This window comes from Streptococcus sp. SG1 (assembly GCF_030439935.1).
Taxonomy (GTDB): Bacteria; Bacillota; Bacilli; order Lactobacillales; family Streptococcaceae; genus Streptococcus; species Streptococcus gordonii.
The window spans coordinates 87,022-107,050 of sequence record NZ_JAQFJC010000007.1; the positions used below are offsets into that span (position 1 = coordinate 87,022).

The following is a 20,029-nucleotide window of genomic DNA, read 5'->3' on the forward strand; positions in this document are numbered from 1 at the left end:
CTAAAGCCACTTATTCAAAATTAATGAATTTGTGCTGCAATATCTTGGTCAGTTTGTTCCACGATATCAGCAACTTTCACCAACTGAGCGTTAATGTCTTGAAGCAATTGTGCAAATTCTTTAATCTTTGGAGACAGTTCATTGAATTGTTCTTCAAAGCTTTGGAAGGCTGAACCTTCCCAGTTTTCAGAAATGATCGCTTGTTCATTCGTAAGAGATGAAAGAACTTGATTCACATTTTCTGCACCATCTGTGTAACGTTGCGCTGAAGCACGCAATTCTTCTGGAGTTAATTTAATCCGAGCCATAACGTTCTCCTTTTTATTTGTTTTGTATATTCTATCATAAGAAATTGTAGCTTGCAACATTTTTCTGTGAATTTTATACATTTTTTTTGAAAATATACTTTTCATCCGTATTATTTCCGAATTTTCTCTACCTTTTATCCTATTTTCTTTCTTAAAATAACATCATTTTCTCACCCTATCTTCAAATAAGTCGGCAAATTTTTTAAAAGAGGTAAGACGAAAGAGCACCCAAAAACCGGTATGAAAAAATTTGAGAGGCAGAAAGCTAGTAATATCGCCAAGTCCTTTTCTTGAAAAAAACATCTGCTCCTCAGCAGATGCCTTCATTTACCGATAGTAATCATAAGCTAACCGAGGACTTCCGTCTGCGACGTAAATGATGCCGCACTCAGTAAAGCCATAAGACAAGATAGCTGCTTGCATGGGCTTATTATCTGCATGAGTATCGATACGTAGATGGGGGATCTCCTGATAGCAAAAATCAAAAACCTGATGAGCTATACCTTTGACTTGGCCGTTTGAAGCGATACGATGGATCGTTCCATAAGACGCTGTCGAACGCCAAGCTCCCTTTTCAATGACTTGATAAGTTGGATCCTCTCCTATGATAAAAGCGAAAGTCCCAACTATCTTTCCATCCTCCTCTACAACAAAGGACTGATGAGAGCTTATATCTGCTTCTATTAAAAGTTTGCTAGGATAATCCTCTCCCCACTGAGTTGGATTTCCTTGCTCTTTCATAAACTTGCGAGCCAGATCATAAATCTCCATGATAGCTTTTAAATCTTCTTCTTTGGATAGACGTATCTTCATCTTTTCCTCCTTTATTGAATGATGGCTAGCTTCTTGATCCTTTCCAATCATTACATTATAAGAAAGGAGACTGAAACATTCTTGTCCCAGTCCCCATCTTGAAAGAATACTATTTAAATTCTTCTGGTTCACCAGTATATTGGGCCCATTCCGGACTAAAGAAACGGTCATTGAGCTTGTAAGCCGGCGCAGGCTGTGGATTTGCCACAAATGGATCCACGACCTTATCAAAAGCAAGCCAACCTAGCCAACCCATATGGATGGTGTCCTGCATAAAGTAAGACTTATCGCCATCCTTCGAAAAATCAGCAATGTTATTAAAACCTTGTTCGGTCAGCTGATATTTGATTTTCTCAACAGCCTGCTGATACTTTTCTTGACTCAGCCCCGTATATTCCATCCATTTGGCATTGACCGGAGGAATCACAAAGAGAACATTGGTCTTAGATTTAGCAAACTGATCCAGAGCCAATTGCAAATCATTGTATTCAGGAGATTGCACATAGGATAGATTCCGCTGAGAACCCTTGAGACGTTTCAAGGCTCTTTTTAGACGATTCTTATAGAATTTGTTTTCAATTCCAAGATCATTGCTACTAGTGTTTTTCTTAGCTTCTTCTGTTCCGACCTCTTCCAAGGCATCATAAGAAAATTTGTCTGGCAGATTCTTCAGCTTAGACAATACAAATTTTTCATAATTGTCGTTATTAGCTGCGACAAAATTGCTGAAAAAAGCATCCTCTCGCCGATTGATCCGTGCCATAAAACGGATAAAAGAACGATCAAAACTCGTCAATTTTTGCCTATTGGCCAATTTTTGAACATTATCTTTCATAGCAATGTTAGGATAAAGCTGCAGTAGACGCTGCGCTGCGTATTGGGCGGCACGATCCCCGCTCTGTTGCCTCAAAAAGCTGGTCAGCTGATCACTATTAAAGTATTGCTGGAAAGCCGAAGCATCATATCCCTTCTTGGTAAACCACTGGGGGGATACCACATAGACAGCTGTTTTATTTTCCAGTTGTGGCAGGATCTGCTGCATACCAAAGTACTGATTGAGAGAGGCCGCTCCACGTTGACCTAAGAAATAAGGTCGGTAAGAACGGTCATATTTTTCTGCTAAAACAGCCGGGTGCAGACTGTCAAAGCGTAGCCATTCACTCGAACCAAAGAAAGGGACAAAACGATGTTCTTCATCAGTCAAAGCCTTACTCTTTTGGGTTCGATTTTTGAAATTTTCTGCCGTTAAAGTGACGGCTGAACGCTTTTCACTCTCATAATTATGATTGTAGTTAATCGGATAGAAAAATAGCAAGGCAACTACCATCAGTAGCGCACAAAAAACTGGCCCCAAAATCAGCCATAATCGTTTAAGCATTACGAAGCTCCGTTACACCTTCAACGATTTTATTGGCCGTATTCCAGTCATCGCGACCAAATTCAGAAACAGGTACACGAATATCAAAACGATTTTCCAATTCTACAATCAATTCAACTGTTCCCATGCTATCTAGGACACCTGCATCGAACAAATCTTCATCCATCATGTCAGAGACATCTTCCATAAATAATTCATCGATAATTTCGATTACTTCTGCTTTTACATCCATTGTATTTTCCTCATTTATTTTTATTTTTTAAACCAAAGATCATTCAAAAATCCTGAGAAGATTAAGAATGACAGCATAACAACATGGAAGGTAATAACCATACCAAGAGCTTGAGTCCATTTGTTATCTGGTAAAGGTGCCAAGCCTTTGACCTTTCTTTCTTTATTGATGGTCTTTTTCTTGCGAATCCAAGCATCATTAATAATCAGACCAAAGCCATGGAAAACTCCATAAGCCACATAATACCAGGTTACACCATGCCAAAAGCCCATGATGGTCATGTTGATCAAATAAGCCACTCCCGAGGTAACGTTTCGGTTTTTAAAGACCTTATTGCGCATCAGGACCATGACTATTCGCATAAAGACGAAGTCACGGAACCAGAAGGACAGACTCATGTGCCAACGATTCCAAAATTCCTTTAAATCCCGAGAGAGAAAGGGTTTGTCAAAGTTAATCGGACTCTTAATCCCCATTAGATAGGAAATGGCCACCGCAAACATAGAATAGCCTGCAAAGTCGAAAAAGAGATCCAAACCAAAGACATACATAACGCCCAGTGCTCCTAAGTTGAAGAAACCGCCTGTATAAAGTGCATAGGTCTTGACATGTCCCAAAAGCAAATGTCCAAAGATATGAGCCAGGACAAACTTATACAAGAAACCTAGCATGATATAGTGCACGGCTTTCTCAAGCATATTAAGAAGTTCTTCTCGGTCAGGAATCTGAACATAATCTTCATTGAAACGTTTGAAGCGATCAATCGGCCCACTAGAGAAGGTGGGCATAAAGAGCATGAAGCGCAAAAACTCCCAAAGACTAAAGTCTGTCAGAGCCCCATCTCGTAGCTCCATCATCATACCAACAGAGCGGAAGGTCAGGTAGGAGATCCCTAGAAAACCTAGCAAAGATTGATGGTGATCTTGAATAGCTGGTGTGACTTTCACAATCGTTAAGGGCAAAATTGCCAAGAAAACGTGCAGATAGAAGACCCACTTATTATCCCATCTTTTCCGATAAAACTTGTAAAGAAAGAGCCAGAAGGTCTGCCAAACTACGTAAAAGATAAAGGCGAGAAACTGAGTCAGGTCGGGGCCTACCAACATAAAGACGATGAAGGCCAGGCTGACCAATACTTCATAAAGCGGAAATCTTTTTTTAAAGAAGAGCCCGATGAAGATAGGTAGAACTGCTAAAATAATGTAAACAAAATATTGGGGATCGCCATAAGGTTCCAGGTGAGGAAGTTGTTTTAAAATTTCCATCATCGGTTATTGACCTCGCTGATTAAGCCCTTGATATCGATCTTACCATTAGGTGTCAGAGGTAAAGATTCACGATAAAGGAATTTAGATGGCATCATATAAGACATCATGATATCTTCCAAGTCTTCCTTAATAGCTTTTGTAATATCAATCTCACGCTCAAACTGTTCTGCCACCCCATCTTTTAAGATAACATAGGCCAAAAGATTTTGTACCTTGTGGTCCTTGTTATAGCGAGGCACAGCCACTGCTGAATCAATGTATTTTGATTTATTAAGATTTTGTGAAACATCCTCCAGCTCGATGCGGTAGCCATTAAACTTAATTTGGAAATCCATCCGACCGCCGTAAAGCAAGAGTCCTTCATCAGTCATGGAACCCACATCTCCAGTATGATAAGCAGGCAAGCCTTCAAATTCAAAGAAAGCCTCTGCTGTTTTTTCTGGATTGTTCATATAGCCTTTAGAAACTGCTGGACCAGATACGATGATTTCTCCTTGCTCACCATTCGGAAGCTTCTGGCCGTTTTCATCAATGATAAAGGTTGGAGAATCTTCCTTAGTATAGCCGATTGGCAGACGTTTCATGGTAGCTAGCATTTCATCTGTAACAGCTACAGCTGATAAAGCCACTGTCGCTTCCGTCGGTCCATAGGCATTGATGATACGAGCATTTGGGAAACGGTCACGCAGTTTTTGAGCTGTCTTAACCGTCAACTCTTCTCCATCAAAGTAGAAATGAGTCAGTCCTGGCATCTTTTGGCTATTGAAATCATCTGAGAGCATGGCCATATCTGCAAAAGATGGTGTTGAGGTCCAGATAGCAATCGGCAAGCTCAAAATAGTTTCAAAGAGTTGCTTAAAGTCTTGCGTAATAGCACTTGGAAGTGCAAACAGCGTTCCTCCCAAAGCCAGAGTCGGTGCCCAGTACATCACAGACAAGTCAAAAGAGTAAGGTGGCTGAGCCAACATTTGCGGTTGCGCAGGCGTTGCGAACTCTTTATCCGTAATCATCCAGTTGGTAAAGCTCAGCAAATTGTCATGGGAAATTTGAACACCTTTGGGTTTTCCTGTTGTTCCAGAGGTAAAGATGATGTAGTAATTATCATCTCCCTTGACAGAATGAGTGATTTCATAAGCTATCTTTTGAGCAAAGCTTGCCTGTAATTCTGTTAAACTCAGGCTTGGAACAGTTACTTCCATAGGAAAGTCTGCAATTGCAATGATCAAGCTTGGCTCAGCAACTTCTACAATTGCTGCCACGCGCTCCAAAGCTGAATGACTATCAATCGGAATATAAGCATGACCTGACTTGGTCAAGGCTACAAAGGTCGCAAGCATCTCATACTCTTGGCCCCCATAGACCACAACGGGAGATTTAGCAGGTAGACCTAGACTGTCAATCTTAGCTGCTAGCGAATCTGAATCAGCCTTCAAGTCAGCGTATGTATGAACCTCCCCCAATACATTGTATACAGGGAAGTCTGGTTGTGTCTGAGCATAGTGCTCAATTGTTTCGATCATATCGTTAATGGTCGTATTCGTCACGAAAGGATACCTCTTTTAATCTTAAAATTCATTGTAAATAAAGCCACCCTGGCCTTGGCCCAGGTAACTAAAGAAATAGAGAAGTGCTAAAAAGATAACAAAATAAAGCAGGGTTCTCCACAAAAAAGTGTAAATTGTTTGATGTTTTTTCATTCTTCATTCCAAATCATTCAATAAATATACTCTATTTTACCATTTTATTCACTCAGTTTTCAATCCTAAATCTATTTTGTTTCTAAGTGAAAAAATTTATATATAAAATTTTTATATATTTTCTTGACAAGTCATTTTATTATGTATATAATTTATATATAAAATAATTATATATAAATATTTTTTATATTGATAAAGGAGGAAAAAATGTGTATTACTTCCCAACCTCATCAGCCCTAATTGAGTTTCTCATTTTGGCTCTCGTAGAAAAAGAAGATTCCTACGGTTATGAAATCAGCCAGACCATTAAATTGTTAGCCAATATCAAAGAGTCCACTCTTTACCCAATTCTGAAAAAATTAGAAAAGAATAGCTACCTAACCACCTACTCACAAGAGTTTCAAGGTCGTAAAAGAAAATATTATTCTCTCACAGGTTCGGGGCTCGACCAGCTCAACAAGCTCAGAGAAGAATGGAATCAGTATATTAGTACAATCAACAATATTATAGAAGGGAACATCCATCATGACAAGAACTGAATATCTCGCTCAGTTAGATAAATATCTGAAGAAACTCCCCAGACACGATTATCAAGAAGCTATGGACTACTTTGTTGAGTATTTTGATGAAGCAGGTCCTGAAAATGAATCCCAAGTCATAGCCGAACTCGGCAGTCCTCGTGAAGCCGCACATGAAATCATGGTCAACCTCTTAGATAAGATCATAGAAGAAGACGAGCCAAAGAATACTAAGAATGTTATCCAAATTGCTATCCTATCTATTCTAGCAGCACCTCTAGCTATTCCGCTGGCTCTGGTCGTCGCTATTTTAGTCTTTGTCTTCTTCTTCTTGATTGGAGTTTTTGCTTTTGTCCTAGCTATCGGCTCTTTCGCCTTTTTTGTCTTTGGTATCAGCTCGATCTGGGACAGCCTGACCATCTCACTAGGAGTTTCGATTCCTAGTTTCCTACTTACTATTGGAATCAGCCTTCTAGGTTTTGGACTATCCGCTTTCTGCGCTTTAGGTGTTTCACCGCTCATACAGTTCACCAAAAACAACTTTATCAAGCTAGCGAAACGACTTTCAAAGAAAGGAGCACGCCATGCCTAACTGGAAAAAAACATTACTAACTGTCGGAATCTCAGCATGTCTACTAGGAGGTGCTTTGATTGCTACAGGAACTGCAACTGGTGGCATAAACCACTTGTTGCAAGCCAATCATACCAAATACAGTAAAAAGACAGAGGACTTCTCCGATATTTCTGCTCTGGATATCGATCTCGGAAATCGAAACCTAGTCATTGAAGAATCAGAAGATGATAAAACACATTTGACCTATTATCAAGGCAAGGAAGCTTCTGAGCGAATTGTTACCTCAGCCAATCAAGGAACCTTAAAGATTCAGCAACCAAGGCCCCTGATAACTTTCGGCTGGAGCAGTGGCATCCGTTCTATCTTGAACTTTTTTGACAACGAAGGAGGGCGTTCAACGGTTACCCTCAGCCTACCTAAGGGAACAAAACTTTCAACCCTTAAAGGCAACAGCAGTCTAGGTGACGTTTCCCTATCTGGCTTGTCCGTTCAAAAATTAGACCTTAGTCTTTCAGCAGGCAGCCTAACCGTCAAAAACAGTACGATTTCCACGGGAGACTTATCGAATTCTCTTGGAGATGTCTCTTTATCTGATCTGACCATCCAAAAATTGGATCTTAAGCTCTCATCAGGCAGTGTGACTATCGATAACACTACTGTTGAAAAAGGGTATTTAGCAAGTTCTCTAGGGGATATCAACCTAAATAAAAGTAAGCTATCAGATAGCACAATTAAGCTTTCATCAGGTAGCATTAACTCTCAGCAACTCACTCTGTCAGGTGATATCAATATTGACAATAGCTTAGGTGATATTCAGCTAAACTTAGTCAAAGAAAGCCTTGAAACTCTTTCATTTGATATAGAAACAAGCATGGGTAGCATCACTGTCCCCCACAATTTTCAATCTATCACAGGTGAAAATGACGAGGTTGGTTCTAAACTGAAACGCCAACTGGATAAGAGTAGCGGAAAAGTTTTTGTAAGAGATAGCGCCGGAAGTATCGAGCTGTCTGTTGCTGAGTAAAATTATTTTAACACTTCCACCAAAAACTGCATCCGTCTGTGGATGGATATGAATACATAAAAAAATAGACCGGGATATCTATCCCTGCCTATTTTTTATTTAGCAATTGCATGATAAGTGGTTGTGCTGGTAAACTCCTGACCAGCCCTAACAATGACCTGGTCTTTCTGATGGCTATGTATAGCATCAGGAAGAGCCTGCATTTCAAGCGCTACTCCATTGTGCTGTTTCATTGTCTGACCAGCAAAACGAATTTCTTCATCAACACAATTTGCGGTATAGACTACCAAACATGGCGCCTCTGTCTTAAAGGTCAAGAAACGCCCGGATTCCTGATGATAGAGGAAGCCTGCCGTTTCATGTCCTGGCTTCAGTGCAAAAGGATGATCTAGGCCTGACACCAATCGAACCTGCTCATCCTTTTCAGCAAAGAGGTCCTTCAGGAGCATAGCTTGCTGCAGATGCTTTACAAAATCACTTGTTTCTACCTCTTTAGCTGGTACTCCATCCGCCGCAATTGGATAAACCCCCAAGCTATCTACCTGAAAGACATGGTCATCAATGGTCTGAGCAAAATCAGCTGAAAGATTAAAATAGCTATGGTTGGTTGGATTGATAAGGGTATCTCGGTCAGTTTGTACCTGATAAGAAATTTCCAGCTCCCCTTTTTCAGAAAGTGTATAAGAAATCCAAACCTTGAGATGACCTGGAAAACCTCCAGTCCCATCTGCTCTTTCTGTAAAAAGGACTAGGCCTTCGTCAGTGACTTCTTCCACTTGAAAAACAGCACTGTCCCAACCAGTCGATCCACTGTGATTGCAGTTTTGACAATTGTTGGCTTCCAGGTGATAGGTTTCTCCACCCAATTCAAAACTTGCCCCGGCAATTCGACCAGCTACAGGTCCAATACTGGCTCCATGTTTAGGGCTATTGCCAATATAATCTTCAAATTGATCAAATCCTAAAATAACATTAGCAAACTGGCCTTTTTTATCTGGTGTTTGGTATTCCAGGATCGTCGCTCCATAGTTCATAACACTGAGACGATAGCCCAGATCGTTTTCAAAGGTGAAGCGAAAAATGTTTTGCCCTTGAAACTCTCCAAATAGATCTTTTTGATACGATTTCATAATAACTCCTTGTGATGAAAATGTAAAAGAGGGAAATCAGAATCTTCTTTAGCAATTCCTATCCCATACTTCTTTTACTATAACACAGTACCCATCCTAAAAACACCTACTTATTAAAGAGTTTCTTCTACTTTATCAAACCAGCAATGGGCACTTTTCGAAAGAATCTTGTTCGCTTAAATCCTATTGAGTAGAGCCAAGCACTACAACTAATCCTCTTTTCCTATTTAGCAAAGGGATGAATAACAACTCCCTGCACAACACGGTTAACTGTACCAGTTGGCGAAGGTGTATCTGGTCGATTTTTAACTTTCAAAGAAGTAAGCAAAGCAAAAAGCTGGCCATAAATGATATAAGGGAAGGTCCGATAGATATCATCCAGTAATTCACTTGCCATTTCTACTTCTTCTACTTTTGCCAATCCTTCTGCCTTGTCTGTCAGCAAAATGACCTTGCGGGCAATCTCATCCCCAGCAACTTCTCTGACTAAATCTAGGTCGTATTGCTTGGTATATGGATCTGTCGATCCAAAAACCAGGACAATTGTCTGCTCATTGACCAAAGATTTTGGTCCATGTCGGAAGCCGACTGGACTTTCATACATTGTTGCCACTTGGCCGGCTGTTAACTCTAGAATCTTCAATTGAGCTTCATGGGCTAGACCAAAGAAGGGGCCTGCTCCAAGATAGATTACACGATTGAAGTCTAAGTTTACCAAATTTTGAATCTCATCTACTCGGTCTAAAGTTTGCTGACTTAAGGCAATCAAAGACGCAACTTTTTCCTCTTTTACTGCAAGTTCGGATTTATCAAAGACCAGTAAAGCCGTTAGCATCATAGAAGTAAAGCTCGACGTCATAGCAAAACCAGCGTCGTTGGATGGAGAAGGTTGGAGCAAGAGCAGGTTTCTATCGTCCCCATGAGCCTGCTGGGCTAATTTCCCTTCTGCTGCACAGGTAATTGTTACCTGATAAAGCTCATCTACCAACTGTTTAGCTAAATCGACTGTTGCTACACTCTCAGGAGAATTACCACTACGGGCAAAGGAAACCAAGACTGTCGGAACATCCTTACGCAAATGAGTCAAAGGATTGGCTACAATATCCGTTGTCGCAACCGAGTTAAAATTCCATTTTCGCTCATCGTAAATACTTCTGAGATAGGGAATCAAAGTATCCCCCACGTAGGCTGAAGTACCCGCCCCAGTAAAGATAACCTTGACATAGTCGTATTTACCATCAATCGAGTCTATGAAAGCCTCAATTTCAGTTTGGTGAGCTCTATAAGCATCGAAGGCTGCCTGCCAAACTTGTGGTTGTTGGTGGATTTCGCGCGTGGTGATTTCAGCTCCTAAGTCTACTAATTGCTCTCTTGAATAATTAAGCATTTTCTTTTTTGTTTCCTTTCTATTTTATTCGAATGTTTTCAAACATTTATTTTTAAAAAAGAGGAGAGGAAAAGCTCCCTCTCCCCTCATTTGTAGTCTATAAAACCCTAAATAGTGACTGGTGTCTACAAGACTTTTTTCGACACCTGCCTACTCGTCTTCATCATCGTCAGCAAGTCCTGCTAAGAGGTCGTTGACTTTAACAATGCTTTCGGCCGCTTTTTCTTGATAGTTGCTGTCGGCGCCGATCAAGGAAGAATTGATAAACTCAATCACCATTGGTAAATTCATACCAGCATAGAGTTCAATTTCTTTACCTTCCATAATCAAGCGACTAACAACATTACATGGTGTGCCTCCCAAAAGATCTGCAAATACCAGATAGTCATCAAAATCTTTGATAGTATCTAAAAATTTTGCCAAAAAATCGTCTGGTCCTTCTTCTGGAAGCAAGGCAACACTATGGATGGACTCTTGTGGGCCCATTATCATCTCTGTACTGTGTTTTAACTCTTCACAGAAACGACCGTGGCTAATTAATACTAATTGCTTACTCATAAATTACTCCATTACGCCATTCCAAAGAAGAAATGACCGAATGCTGAGAAAGCAACTGCTGCAAGAATGATGAGCAAGATAGCTTTTGTAGAGTTCATACCCTTACGTCCAAGCAACCAATAGATTACACCTGTGATGATAGCTGGAACCAAACGTGGGAAGATCAAGTTAAGCATGTCTTGGATATCGATAGCTTTGTCCCCGATGTGTGGCATCCATGATACATCGACATTGATCATAGACGCGATCAAGGCACCGACCATGAAGATACCAAGTACAGAAGCAGCTTCGATCAAAGCTGTCAAGGTACTTTGCATGTTGTTGATTAAGTTGGTACCTTCTTTATAAGCAAATTCCAACTGTTTCCAACGGAAGATATCATAGGCTACTGCTACCGCGATCCAAAGGAAAATACCCCATGGTTGACCTTGTGACGCGATTGTTGCTGCGATAGATCCCATAATAGCTGGAACCAAAGATCCAAAGATAGAGTCTCCAAGAGGGGCAAATGGTCCCATGAGACCTGTCTTGATCCCGTTAACTGCATCTTTAGAGTTGACACCGTCTTTTTCTTCCAAGGCCAAATCAAAACCAGTGATAATGGTGTGGAAGAATGGTGAAGTATTGAAGAATTGCGTATGCAATTTCATCATTTCTTTCAATTCTGGAGTGCCATCACCGTACATTTTACGTAACTGAGGCAAGAGCATATAAAGGTAACCAGAAGCCTGCATCCGTTCGTAGTTCCAACCCAATTGGAAGGTGAAAAGGCTACGTTTGTTGATTTGTTTGAAATCCTCTTTAGTGAGTTTGTAGTTCTTAGAATTCGTCATCTTCAATTTCCCCGCTTTCTACATTGCTTGCTGGAGCAGCTACAACCGTACGTTGGTTGTTTTTAAAGTGTTGCACTGCAAGGAAGATACCAATGATGGCAACCCCGATCATAGATACAGATTTGAAGTTGTTTGTGAAGGCAACCATTTGTTCTTTTGGAAGTTTTGCAAAAGCATCTGTTCCAAGCATTGCTGAAACGGCAGTACCAACACTTTGAACGTTGCTGTAGAGCACTGTTAACATTGCTGTCAAGCCAAAACCAAGAGCAAGATAGTGAAGGTGACGTTTCACAGGCAAGTAGTGAAGCAAGATGGCGAATCCAAGACCTGGAAGCATACGTCCTGCAAGGGTCAAACCATTCGCAATCCATTTATATTGTTCAACAAAGTCTACAATAGATTGAACAAAAGCACCACCAAAAGCAAGAGCTAAGAAGACTGGAAGGGCACGAGAGAGAGCCCAAGGAAGAGCACCAAGGAGATAGTTGCGTTCAATTCCTTTATAGTCAAAGCGTTCGATTGCAGCATCAATACGGTGTGCAAAGGCAGTTGTACTCATCCGACCAAGGATATCCGCATAAGTCAAAAGACCTGCTACTGGAACGGCAATAGTTGAAATCGCAATTTCTGGTTTGATACCTTGTGCTACTGAGAAGGCAGTTGCAAGAACGGCACCAGAAGTCGCGTCAATACGAGAAGCTCCACCGAAAGTACCAACACCGAGTACTGTCAATTGAAGAGAAGCTCCGATAACGAGACCTGTCCCTAAATCTCCCATGACAAGTCCTGTAATGAAACCAGCAAAGACTGGTGAGCCTGCTGATGAAACGATCGTCAACTCATCGCAGATTTGATAAGCTGAGTACAGAGTGAGTAGTAAAATTTGCCACCATTGTATCATGACAAAGACCTCCTAAAAATTTTTCCTTATTTTAACAAATTCATAAAATCCGCAACCGGATCATTTGGAACCATCTGAGCTGTCAGCTTCACGCCTTTTTCATGCAGTTTGTGGAAAGCTTCCACATCCGCATCAACCACATTGATGGAGCGAGTGATTGGACGAGTTTCGTCTGACTGAGACATATTTCCGACATTAAGTGTTTCTAGTGGCACACCAGCCTCTACCAAACGAAGGAAACGGTCTGGTTTACGAGCAACGATAAAGAGTCGTTGTGAGTCATATTTTCCAGCCAAGATATTTTCTGCTGCTTTAGCGATTGGCAGAATGCTGAGCTTCACTCCTGGCGGTGTTGCCAACTTGAGCCCGCTCTTTTCAATATCATTTTGTGCCACTTCGTCATCAATTACCATGATGCGTGTCACATTAAGCTTAGTAGTCCAAAGATTGGCTACTTGTCCATGAATCAGACGTCCGTCGATTCGATTCCCTACGATTGTCATAAATTTTCCCCCTTTATATTTTTAAATGTAGGTTGGTTAACAAGATGAATAGAATCTTTAAATTCCCCTTCCGTCTCAAAAATAATGATACGGTTTGCTCCTTCCTTTAGAAGGCCATGAGGAATATAAAGAGATAAGGTTGGCCCGACATTCCAGAAACGCCCAATATTGACTCCATTGATAAAAGCGACGCCTTTCCCAAAGTCTGTCAAATCAAGATAGGTGTCTTTAAGCGCTTTCATTTCTAGGTTAAAATCAAAGGCATAGAAAGCTGGATGCCCCGGGTACCATTCTTTTGAAAAGTCAATCTTTTCAGGTTGATCTAAAGTAAGGCAGTAATGTTGCCAATCTAGCATGAAGTGTAAGTCCTTGCAGATTCCTGTTCGGATACCTTTTCTCTGAGTATCTGCCAAGAGTTTATGGCCGTAGTTGACTCGACCCATATTTTCTACGAGGATGTCAATACTATGCTTCGTTTTGACCTGTCTATCGACAAAGATATCTGCACCAATTTCAGTTTGATATTGGGTAGCAATATGTTCTTGGTCTACAAAAAGTTGCATCCGATCGCGACCGTCAATAATACGAATCTTTTCTTGATCTGCATCCCAGTCAGCTTCTGTATGATAGAGTAGATAACCGTAGTTCTGTCCTAGTTCCTCCATCTTTTTAGGATAGAGACTTTGAACAGGTTCTGCCAAATCCGCCAAAGTTTCAAACAAACTAACCTTGTCGCTCAAGGAAATATTTTTTTGTTCAAAGCTGCCTTTCACCAGAGGTTCCATTTGTGGGAATTCTGGGTAATAAGTCTTTAACATCTTTTGAACTGCAAAATACTTGGGTGTTGGATTTCCAGCTTCATTTAGCAAGGCATCGTAGTCATAGGAAGTGACTTGTGGGAGATCAATTGTTCCACGCGCTGAACAACCATTCATGAAACCAAAGTTGGTTCCCCCATGAAACATATAAAGATTGATCGAACCTTGCTTGAGAACCTCATGAACGGCTTCTGCTAATTCCTCAGGATCCCTTGTAATAATAGGTTCCTTCCAACGATTAAACCAGCCGTCCCAAAATTCCATACACATGAGTGGCCACTTCTTGTCATGCTCTTGGAAAAATTCTTTCATCGAAGCAAAATTTTCATCTGCTCGAGAACCAAAGTTTCCAGTAACCAACAAATCCTCATCAATCAGTGTACCTGCTTCTAAAGTTGCTCGCCAAGGGCCATCTGAGGTAAAGAGTGGACAGGTTACGCCTCGCTCTATCATTAGGTCTCTGACAGCTCTGAGATAAGCTTTATCCTCACCATAGGAACCATACTCATTCTCAACCTGCATCATGAGAATATTGCCACCCCGATCCAATAATCTAGGCGTTAAGCGAGGAAGCAGTTCATCGTAGTAAGCCGCTACAGCCTCAATAAATCTGGGATCAGATGAACGAATCCTCATGTCTTCTGTCAAGAGCCAAGCTGGTAAGCCACCAAACTCCCACTCTGCACAGATGAAAGGCGACGGTCGAACAATAGCGTAAAGTCCTAAGTCTTGAGCTATCTGCAAGAACCTTTCTAAGTCCAACTGTCCTTGAAAATTGAACCGTCCCTTCTCGGGCTCATGTACATTCCAAGGAACATAAGTCTCAACCGTATTAAATCCTAAAGCTTTTAAGTTGTAAAGCGAATGATGCCAGTCATCTGGATGCACTCGAAAGTAGTGGATTGCACCCGATAAAATCTTAAATGGCTTCTGATCTAGTAGAAAATTATCAGACACTTCAAATCTTTCCAAACGCCCACCCTCTTTCAAAGAAAACTCTTTCATTAATTAATATAATAATATTTTGAAAAAAAGTCAATAGTTTTGAACTATTTTTTAGAAAATATGGTAAAATTCTAGTAAGAGGGAATAGAAGTGAGGTGAAATAACAATGGCAATCCCTAAATACCAATACATAAAAGATGAACTAAAACAAAAAATCATTTCTGGTCAATTTGAAAATGGTGATAAGTTTTACACTGAGGCTGAATTGATACAGATGTATGATGTTAGTTCTATCACTGTCGTCAGAGCACTAAACGATCTTGCCAACGACGGATATATTATCCGCCAGCAAGGAAAAGGCACCTTCGTATCTAGAGCCCGTAAGCATAAACTAGTCGAATTTTCTGATGTAGAGGTTTTTCCATCCCAAAGTGACCATGTCACTGTCTTATCCATTGAGCGTGGAAACGATGGAGCCATTCTAGACAAACTCGGTCTAAAGAGCAACCAATTCTATTATAGGATCGAACGGGTCAGAGAAACCAATGGTGTGACCTATATCTATCAGCAATCCTATATCCCAGAACAATATGTAAATGCGAACTATCCAAACTTAGAGTACTATAGTTCTATTTATGGTCGCTTCAAAGCAGATTATCATATTCATATGAACGATGAACCCTTTGAAGAAATCAACGAAATTGTTTTCCCAACACCTAAGCATGTAGCTGAAAAACTAGGAATCGATCCTCAATTTCCTTCTGTACATCAAGTGAAAACTACTCAGCTTGAAAGTACTGGACAAATCCTGGAATATGTTGAGAGTTACAAACGCGGAGACTTTTATAAGATTAAGTTTATTGCCTCTGATAAAAGTCGTTAATAGTAGTAAAAAACGAACTCTATCAAGCATTTACACCCTTTTGTAAAAGCGCTTTCATTGATGTTTATATTATATCGTGTTTTACCTAAAATGAAAAGTTATTTTGTTAGATACCTTTAATTTGTTTGCTAAAATATATAATATGAACACTTATTTAAACAAAAAGCTATCGATTAACTGAATCGATAGCTTCTTTAGCTTTTGTTTTATGGAAAGTATGTTGACTCACTTTCGTCAAACAAACAAATTTCCTACTTAACTAAGGCGTTTCTTCCTTTACCTAGAGTCTTTAAAAGGAAAAATATATAGAAAATGGACAGGTCTATTATCAATGTCTAAAATGTCTCACTCCAGTGAAGATCATGGTCAAACCATATTTGTCCGCAGCTTCGATAGACTCTTGGTCACGAACCGAGCCCCCAGGCTGGATGATAGCCTTGATACCCGCTTTGGCGATTTCTTCCACGTTATCGGCAAATGGGAAGAAGGCGTCGGAAGCAAGCACAGCACCATCAAGACGATCTTTAGCTTGATCAATGGCGATACGAACAGAGGCCACACGGTTAGTCTGACCCGGGCCAACACCAAGTGTCATGTGGTCGTTGGTCACGATGATACCGTTTGATTTCACATACTTGATTGCCTTCCAAGCAAACTCAAGAGCTGTCGCTTCTGTCTCAGTTGGTTGGCGCTTGGTCACCACTTGCCAGTCAGCTGGGCTCTCTTTGACCACGTCTTGATTTTGAACAAGGAGACCACCAACAACACCTGTGTATTCTGCCTCTACCTCACTAGCATCTTGAGCATCAAATGGCAAGGCGAGGATACGCAAGTTTTTCTTTTTGTTGGTCAAAATGGCTAGCGCTTCATCTGTATAGCTCGGTGCAATGATGATTTCAAGGAAGACACCATGCATCTTCTCAGCTGTCGCAGCATCCACCTCACGGTTAAGGACGACAATTCCACCAAAGATAGACACCGGGTCAGACTCATAAGCGTAATCCCAAGCAGTTTCGATGTCATCAGCTTGACCGATACCGCATGGGTTCATGTGTTTCAAAGCCACAACAGTTGGACGGCCTTTGAAGTCACGAATGATACGAATGGCCGCATCAGCGTCACGGATGTTATTGAAGGACAATTCTTTACCGTTGAGCTGTTTTGCTGAAGCAATCGAGTAGTCTGTCGGCAAGGCTTTTTGGTAGAAGTCCGCATCCTGTTGAGGGTTCTCACCGTAACGCATAGCTTGCTTGAGGTCATAAGTCAAGGTCAATTTTTCAGGCTTGCTTTCTCCGACTTGAGTAGTAAAATACTCTGCAATCAAGGCATCATAAGCCGCTGTGTGGCGGAAAACTTTTGCTGCTAAACGTTGGCGAGTTTCGTAAGTAGTTTCGCCATTGGCTGACAATTCTTCAAGAACTACAGCATAATCAGCAGGGTCTACCACAACTGTTACGCTGGCGTGGTTTTTAGCTGCTGAACGAAGCATAGATGGCCCGCCGATATCGATATTCTCCACCGCATCAGCGTATGTCACATCTGATTTGAGAATCGTTTCCTTGAATGGATAAAGGTTGACCACCACAAGGTCAATAAGCTCAATATTATTATCTTTAGCCGCCTCTAAATGGCTATCGAGATCACGACGAGCGAGGAGCCCACCGTGGATATTCGGGTGCAGGGTCTTGACACGACCATCCATCATTTCTGGGAAGCCAGTCACGTCGTCAATAGCAATGGTCTCTACCCCAGCACTATCGAGGGCAACCTTTGTTCCACCTGTCGAGATGATCTCCCAACCGAGTTTTTTGAGTTCTTGGGCAAATTCAACAATGCCTGCTTTGTCTGAGACGCTGATTAAGGCGCGTTTAGTCATTTTCTTTCCTTTCCTTGTATCTTTCACATCATTTAAACTAAAGACTGGCGATCATAGTCTGTAATCTGATTCCCAAGTTCTTGCAATAATTTTCTTACCTCAAGCTTACTTGTTTCACTTTCATACACGCTTCGCAGTTCTGCATCTGTCGCACCAATCAAGGTTACAAATTCTACTTTTCCATGCGGAGTGTCTAGGGGCTTAGCTAGATTATCGCGAGCAGTCAGAAAACCTGTCAACTTTGATTTTTGATGGGCATCAATTCCTACCGTTTGCTTGGTGTAAATGTATTCTTCTGGTAAAACAACTTTACCCGTTTTAAAAATATATCTTGCCACATATTGCAATAAACCGCAGCCATTTTTGATTTCTTCTTCGTCATTATCTGATTTCTTTAACTTAAAAGTCAATTCAATCCCATAACCACTGTATTCAGGGTCTGAGCTTTCTTTTGTGTATAACTCCGACAAGCCATAGCCAACAAAATGCCAAAATTCCCCCGCATCATAAACACTGATACCATCAAGAGGATCTGGACCTCCAAACATATATTTGATAAGTGTTCCATAATGCCGGGGATTGGGCTGATCAGGATAGAGACGATCAAATTCTGCATCAATGGCTTCCCATCCTGGAGCGCTATCATCTGTATTATCAGATTGAACAACAGTTTTGTCTCCATCTTCAATCGGCTTTTCCTCACCAGAAGATTTCTTCTTAAAAAAATCAAATAAACCCATAAATTCTCCTTAGCAGATGACTTTTAATCCTTGCCACAAAATCATCTATGACTTCCTTCTTATTTTCGTGCAACTCCCAAACTATCCAACACCTCTGGATACAACTTGTACTCAGCCTCATGAATGCGAGCTTCAAAACTGTCGATGGTATCATCAGCTAGCCTTGGCACACGGACTTGTTTGATGACCTTTCCAGTATCTACACCTGAGTCTACCCAGTGAATGGTCACGCCGCTCTCAGCAACCCCAGCATTCCAAGCATCCTCAATTCCATGAGCTCCTGGAAATTCTGGTAGGTAGGCTGGATGAATGTTAATGATCCGACCCTCGTAAGCAGCGAGCAAAGTTGGCCCAACGATTTTCATATATCCTGCTAGGCAAACCAAGTCAATCTGGTGTTCTTCCAAGAGTTCAACAAGAGCTGCTTCGTAGTCTGCCTTGTTCTCAAACTCCTTGAGTTCAAAAGCATAGGACAGAACGCCGAGCTTGTCTGCACGCTCGAGCACATAGGCGTCACGATGGTCTGAAAAAACAAACTCCACTGGAAATTCTTCGGCAATCACCTGAAAATTTGAGCCATTACCAGAGGCAAAAACCGCTATTTTTTTCATTTGATGATGACACTTTCGTTTTCTTTCTTGACGATGCGACCAATTTCATAGATTGGTTCATCCAACAATTCCTTGACACGGCCTACATTTTCAGGGCTAACTGCCAACATGAGTCCAACACCCATATTGAAGATTTCAAACATTTCTTCATGCTTGATTTCACCGTATTTTTCAAGAGCTTTGAAAATCGGAAGCACTGGAACCTTGCTTTCCTCAATCTCTGCAGCCAAGTCATCTGCAAACATACGTGGGACATTCTCGATAAAACCACCACCTGTGATGTGGGCAATACCGTTGACCAGCTCTTCCTTGATGAGAGGCAAGACAGCCTTGACATAGATACGAGTCGGCTCAAGAAGGACTTCCTTAAGTTTCTTGCCTTCCAATTCTGGCAAGACTTCCTCACCTGTATAGTCGGCAAAGACGCGACGCACGAGTGAGTAACCATTGGAGTGAATCCCACTTGAAGCAAGCCCGAGAAGAACATCTCCTTCCGTCACTTTTGAACCATCAATAATTTGAGATTTTTCAGCCACACCGACTGCAAAACCAGCCAAGTCATAATCATCTTCACCGTACATACCAGGCATTTCAGCCGTTTCTCCACCGATAAGAGCGGCGCCTGCCTGCACACAACCTTCTGCTACACCAGCAACCACTTGTTCTAGCTTGGCTGGTTCATTCTTGCCAGTCGCGACATAGTCAAGGAAATAGAGGGGCTCCGCACCTGCAGCGATGATGTCATTGACACACATGGCCACACAGTCCTGACCAATGGTATCGTGCTTGTCATACTTGATAGCTAGCATCAACTTGGTACCAACACCATCTGTACCTGAGATCAAAACAGGCTCTTTGACACCTGTTTTTGAAAGGTCAAACATACCACCGAAGCCACCCAAAGCTCCCATAACCCCTGCACGCTCCGTACGAGCCACATGTTTTTTGATTCGTTCAACTACTTCATACCCCGCTTCAACATCCACACCAGATTGAGCGTATGCATTCTTATTTGTCATTTAGTCTCCTCTT

22 protein-coding genes are annotated in these 20,029 nt (G+C 41.3%); 4 read left to right on the forward strand and 18 right to left on the reverse strand.

Annotated features, from left to right (window positions below):
• Nucleotides 1-20 precede the first annotated feature (20 nt).
• From PCY06_RS07265 to PCY06_RS07295, 7 genes are all read right to left on the reverse strand, one after another.
• A complete protein-coding gene (locus tag PCY06_RS07265; RefSeq protein WP_011999608.1) occupies nucleotides 21-308 on the reverse strand; it encodes a WXG100 family type VII secretion target in 288 nt (95 codons plus the stop codon).
• Between the two features lie 327 nt (nucleotides 309-635).
• On the reverse strand, nucleotides 636-1,121 hold the full coding sequence (locus PCY06_RS07270) for a GNAT family N-acetyltransferase (RefSeq protein WP_105165100.1): 486 nt from the start codon (nucleotides 1,119-1,121) through the stop codon (nucleotides 636-638).
• 109 nt (nucleotides 1,122-1,230) lie between these two features.
• A complete protein-coding gene (gene dltD / locus PCY06_RS07275; RefSeq protein WP_061596333.1) occupies nucleotides 1,231-2,499 on the reverse strand; it encodes a D-alanyl-lipoteichoic acid biosynthesis protein DltD in 1,269 nt (422 codons plus the stop codon).
• Nucleotides 2,492-2,731 (reverse strand): D-alanine--poly(phosphoribitol) ligase subunit DltC, encoded by a 240-nt coding sequence (gene dltC, locus PCY06_RS07280; protein WP_005591431.1) that lies wholly within the window; start codon nucleotides 2,729-2,731, stop codon nucleotides 2,492-2,494. The genes dltD and dltC overlap by 8 nt, the downstream gene beginning before the upstream one ends.
• A 20-nt stretch (nucleotides 2,732-2,751) precedes the next feature.
• The gene (dltB, locus tag PCY06_RS07285; RefSeq protein ID WP_082307308.1) at nucleotides 2,752-3,999 is read right to left on the reverse strand and encodes a D-alanyl-lipoteichoic acid biosynthesis protein DltB; all 1,248 of its coding nucleotides are present in this window, start codon (nucleotides 3,997-3,999) and stop codon (nucleotides 2,752-2,754) included.
• Complete coding sequence (gene dltA / locus PCY06_RS07290) at nucleotides 3,996-5,543, reverse strand: D-alanine--poly(phosphoribitol) ligase subunit DltA (RefSeq protein WP_082307309.1); 1,548 nt, start codon at nucleotides 5,541-5,543, stop codon at nucleotides 3,996-3,998. Before dltA ends, dltB begins: the two co-directional genes overlap by 4 nt.
• Nucleotides 5,544-5,564: 21 nt before the next feature.
• Complete coding sequence (locus PCY06_RS07295) at nucleotides 5,565-5,696, reverse strand: teichoic acid D-Ala incorporation-associated protein DltX (RefSeq protein ID WP_011999604.1); 132 nt, start codon at nucleotides 5,694-5,696, stop codon at nucleotides 5,565-5,567.
• A gap of 209 nt (nucleotides 5,697-5,905) precedes the next feature.
• On the opposite strand from PCY06_RS07295, the gene PCY06_RS07300 reads away from it, so the two are divergent.
• The 3 genes from PCY06_RS07300 to PCY06_RS07310 are packed head-to-tail and all read left to right on the forward strand — an operon-like array spanning nucleotide 5,906 to nucleotide 7,812.
• Entirely contained in the window at nucleotides 5,906-6,235 is a 330-nt protein-coding gene (locus PCY06_RS07300) for a PadR family transcriptional regulator (protein ID WP_061596338.1), read from the forward strand.
• A complete protein-coding gene (locus PCY06_RS07305; protein WP_061596340.1) occupies nucleotides 6,222-6,806 on the forward strand; it encodes a DUF1700 domain-containing protein in 585 nt (194 codons plus the stop codon). The genes PCY06_RS07300 and PCY06_RS07305 overlap by 14 nt, the downstream gene beginning before the upstream one ends.
• Complete coding sequence (locus tag PCY06_RS07310) at nucleotides 6,799-7,812, forward strand: DUF4097 family beta strand repeat-containing protein (protein ID WP_061596342.1); 1,014 nt, start codon at nucleotides 6,799-6,801, stop codon at nucleotides 7,810-7,812. The genes PCY06_RS07305 and PCY06_RS07310 overlap by 8 nt, the downstream gene beginning before the upstream one ends.
• Before the next feature lie 95 nt (nucleotides 7,813-7,907).
• Here PCY06_RS07310 and PCY06_RS07315 read toward each other — a convergent pair whose 3' ends face one another.
• The 7 genes from PCY06_RS07315 to PCY06_RS07345 all read right to left on the reverse strand — a co-directional run bounded on the left by PCY06_RS07315 (nucleotide 7,908) and on the right by PCY06_RS07345 (nucleotide 14,947).
• Nucleotides 7,908-8,942, reverse strand: coding sequence for an aldose epimerase family protein (locus PCY06_RS07315; protein ID WP_061596344.1), 1,035 nt, complete (start codon nucleotides 8,940-8,942; stop codon nucleotides 7,908-7,910).
• Between the two features lie 223 nt (nucleotides 8,943-9,165).
• Entirely contained in the window at nucleotides 9,166-10,329 is a 1,164-nt protein-coding gene (locus PCY06_RS07320; RefSeq protein ID WP_082307310.1) for an SIS domain-containing protein, read from the reverse strand.
• A gap of 150 nt (nucleotides 10,330-10,479) precedes the next feature.
• The gene (locus PCY06_RS07325; protein WP_008808082.1) at nucleotides 10,480-10,887 is read right to left on the reverse strand and encodes a PTS sugar transporter subunit IIA; all 408 of its coding nucleotides are present in this window, start codon (nucleotides 10,885-10,887) and stop codon (nucleotides 10,480-10,482) included.
• Between the two features lie 11 nt (nucleotides 10,888-10,898).
• Nucleotides 10,899-11,720: a PTS system mannose/fructose/sorbose family transporter subunit IID gene (locus PCY06_RS07330; protein ID WP_008808081.1), complete on the reverse strand. Its 822-nt coding sequence runs from the start codon at nucleotides 11,718-11,720 to the stop codon at nucleotides 10,899-10,901.
• Entirely contained in the window at nucleotides 11,707-12,621 is a 915-nt protein-coding gene (locus tag PCY06_RS07335; RefSeq protein WP_008808080.1) for a PTS mannose/fructose/sorbose/N-acetylgalactosamine transporter subunit IIC, read from the reverse strand. Before PCY06_RS07335 ends, PCY06_RS07330 begins: the two co-directional genes overlap by 14 nt.
• A gap of 26 nt (nucleotides 12,622-12,647) precedes the next feature.
• On the reverse strand, nucleotides 12,648-13,124 hold the full coding sequence (locus PCY06_RS07340; protein ID WP_008808079.1) for a PTS system mannose/fructose/N-acetylgalactosamine-transporter subunit IIB: 477 nt from the start codon (nucleotides 13,122-13,124) through the stop codon (nucleotides 12,648-12,650).
• Complete coding sequence (locus PCY06_RS07345) at nucleotides 13,121-14,947, reverse strand: beta-galactosidase (RefSeq protein ID WP_081102620.1); 1,827 nt, start codon at nucleotides 14,945-14,947, stop codon at nucleotides 13,121-13,123. The genes PCY06_RS07340 and PCY06_RS07345 overlap by 4 nt, the downstream gene beginning before the upstream one ends.
• A gap of 106 nt (nucleotides 14,948-15,053) precedes the next feature.
• On the opposite strand from PCY06_RS07345, the gene PCY06_RS07350 reads away from it, so the two are divergent.
• The gene (locus PCY06_RS07350) at nucleotides 15,054-15,770 is read left to right on the forward strand and encodes a GntR family transcriptional regulator (protein WP_008808077.1); all 717 of its coding nucleotides are present in this window, start codon (nucleotides 15,054-15,056) and stop codon (nucleotides 15,768-15,770) included.
• Between the two features lie 328 nt (nucleotides 15,771-16,098).
• On the opposite strand, the gene purH is transcribed toward PCY06_RS07350, so the two are convergent.
• The 4 genes from purH to purM are packed head-to-tail and all read right to left on the reverse strand — an operon-like array spanning nucleotide 16,099 to nucleotide 20,016.
• Nucleotides 16,099-17,646: a bifunctional phosphoribosylaminoimidazolecarboxamide formyltransferase/IMP cyclohydrolase gene (gene purH, locus PCY06_RS07355; protein ID WP_061596348.1), complete on the reverse strand. Its 1,548-nt coding sequence runs from the start codon at nucleotides 17,644-17,646 to the stop codon at nucleotides 16,099-16,101.
• Nucleotides 17,647-17,678: 32 nt separating this feature from the next.
• A complete protein-coding gene (locus PCY06_RS07360) occupies nucleotides 17,679-18,386 on the reverse strand; it encodes a suppressor of fused domain protein (RefSeq protein WP_061596350.1) in 708 nt (235 codons plus the stop codon).
• Between the two features lie 59 nt (nucleotides 18,387-18,445).
• Nucleotides 18,446-18,997 (reverse strand): phosphoribosylglycinamide formyltransferase, encoded by a 552-nt coding sequence (gene purN, locus PCY06_RS07365; protein ID WP_061596351.1) that lies wholly within the window; start codon nucleotides 18,995-18,997, stop codon nucleotides 18,446-18,448.
• Complete coding sequence (gene purM, locus PCY06_RS07370; protein WP_061596352.1) at nucleotides 18,994-20,016, reverse strand: phosphoribosylformylglycinamidine cyclo-ligase; 1,023 nt, start codon at nucleotides 20,014-20,016, stop codon at nucleotides 18,994-18,996. The genes purN and purM overlap by 4 nt, the downstream gene beginning before the upstream one ends.
• Between the last annotated feature and the right edge of the window lie 13 nt (nucleotides 20,017-20,029).

What these genes read in the sequence shown, in the direction of transcription:
- PCY06_RS07320 (WP_082307310.1), bottom strand. Translation starts at nt 10,329, where the DNA reads ATGCTTAATTATTCAAGAGAGCAATTAGTAGACTTAGGAGCTGAAATC.
- purM (WP_061596352.1), bottom strand. Translation starts at nt 20,016, where the DNA reads ATGACAAATAAGAATGCATACGCTCAATCTGGTGTGGATGTTGAAGCG.
- PCY06_RS07360 (WP_061596350.1), bottom strand. Translation starts at nt 18,386, where the DNA reads ATGGGTTTATTTGATTTTTTTAAGAAGAAATCTTCTGGTGAGGAAAAG.
- dltB (WP_082307308.1), bottom strand. Translation starts at nt 3,999, where the DNA reads ATGATGGAAATTTTAAAACAACTTCCTCACCTGGAACCTTATGGCGAT.
- PCY06_RS07340 (WP_008808079.1), bottom strand. Translation starts at nt 13,124, where the DNA reads ATGACAATCGTAGGGAATCGAATCGACGGACGTCTGATTCATGGACAA.
- PCY06_RS07345 (WP_081102620.1), bottom strand. Translation starts at nt 14,947, where the DNA reads ATGAAAGAGTTTTCTTTGAAAGAGGGTGGGCGTTTGGAAAGATTTGAA.
- PCY06_RS07305 (WP_061596340.1), top strand. Translation starts at nt 6,222, where the DNA reads ATGACAAGAACTGAATATCTCGCTCAGTTAGATAAATATCTGAAGAAA.
- dltC (WP_005591431.1), bottom strand. Translation starts at nt 2,731, where the DNA reads ATGGATGTAAAAGCAGAAGTAATCGAAATTATCGATGAATTATTTATG.
- PCY06_RS07295 (WP_011999604.1), bottom strand. Translation starts at nt 5,696, where the DNA reads ATGAAAAAACATCAAACAATTTACACTTTTTTGTGGAGAACCCTGCTT.
- purH (WP_061596348.1), bottom strand. Translation starts at nt 17,646, where the DNA reads ATGACTAAACGCGCCTTAATCAGCGTCTCAGACAAAGCAGGCATTGTT.
- purN (WP_061596351.1), bottom strand. Translation starts at nt 18,997, where the DNA reads ATGAAAAAAATAGCGGTTTTTGCCTCTGGTAATGGCTCAAATTTTCAG.
- PCY06_RS07330 (WP_008808081.1), bottom strand. Translation starts at nt 11,720, where the DNA reads ATGACGAATTCTAAGAACTACAAACTCACTAAAGAGGATTTCAAACAA.
- PCY06_RS07315 (WP_061596344.1), bottom strand. Translation starts at nt 8,942, where the DNA reads ATGAAATCGTATCAAAAAGATCTATTTGGAGAGTTTCAAGGGCAAAAC.
- PCY06_RS07310 (WP_061596342.1), top strand. Translation starts at nt 6,799, where the DNA reads ATGCCTAACTGGAAAAAAACATTACTAACTGTCGGAATCTCAGCATGT.
- PCY06_RS07270 (WP_105165100.1), bottom strand. Translation starts at nt 1,121, where the DNA reads ATGAAGATACGTCTATCCAAAGAAGAAGATTTAAAAGCTATCATGGAG.
- PCY06_RS07325 (WP_008808082.1), bottom strand. Translation starts at nt 10,887, where the DNA reads ATGAGTAAGCAATTAGTATTAATTAGCCACGGTCGTTTCTGTGAAGAG.
- dltD (WP_061596333.1), bottom strand. Translation starts at nt 2,499, where the DNA reads ATGCTTAAACGATTATGGCTGATTTTGGGGCCAGTTTTTTGTGCGCTA.
- PCY06_RS07265 (WP_011999608.1), bottom strand. Translation starts at nt 308, where the DNA reads ATGGCTCGGATTAAATTAACTCCAGAAGAATTGCGTGCTTCAGCGCAA.
- PCY06_RS07335 (WP_008808080.1), bottom strand. Translation starts at nt 12,621, where the DNA reads ATGATACAATGGTGGCAAATTTTACTACTCACTCTGTACTCAGCTTAT.
- PCY06_RS07350 (WP_008808077.1), top strand. Translation starts at nt 15,054, where the DNA reads ATGGCAATCCCTAAATACCAATACATAAAAGATGAACTAAAACAAAAA.